The following is a 650-nucleotide window of genomic DNA, read 5'->3' as shown; positions in this document are numbered from 1 at the left end:
TCGAGGTTGGAGAACCACAATTTGTTCTCAACGATAAAGCGGTCATAGCAACCTTCAACGGCGCGGATTTTCACCGGTGCAATGACTTGTTTGTATTCTTTCAGGCCAGGGCCCGGGGTTTGATCTGGGTAAATCAGACCATCCATGCAGAAGTTGTAGTTGTTTGGGTAGTCGCCATAATCGCCGCCGTATTTGTAGAACTCTTGACCGTGTTCATCACGCGCTAGAATGCCGTGATCACACCATTCCCAAACGTAGTGACCTTGAATGTGGTCGTGCGCATAGAACACGTTTTGGTATTCCGTCAGACCACCCGGCCCGTTACCCATCGCGTGGGCGTATTCGCAGATGATGCGCGGCTTCTCGTGTGGATGTTCGCCAAAGTAATTCATCAGTTGAGCGCGTGAGTACATCGTCGAAATCACATCGACGACTTCAGCATCGCGGTCTTCTTCGTAGTGCACCAAACGGGTGTCATCAATGGCTTTGGTCGCGGTATACATCGCACGGATGTTGCAGCCATAACCCGATTCGTTACCGAGTGACCACATGATGATAGAAGGGTGGTTCTTTTGCGCATGAACATGACGCACTGCGCGATCGACAAACACCGCTTCCCAAGCAGGATCATTGGTGATTCGGCTAAGGTC

Annotated in this window: 1 protein-coding gene; it reads right to left on the bottom strand. The window is 51.1% G+C overall.

The window, feature by feature from the left end; all coding sequences use genetic code 11:
- Nucleotides 1–650 (bottom strand): glycoside hydrolase family 2 TIM barrel-domain containing protein (locus R7Z50_RS28250; RefSeq protein ID WP_318149851.1); only part of this gene is annotated, 650 nt, incomplete at both ends.

Source organism: Vibrio sp. 1249-1, from assembly GCF_033340495.1.
Note: the sequence above shows the minus strand (reverse complement) of the source record. Positions and strands in the feature narration are given on the sequence as shown.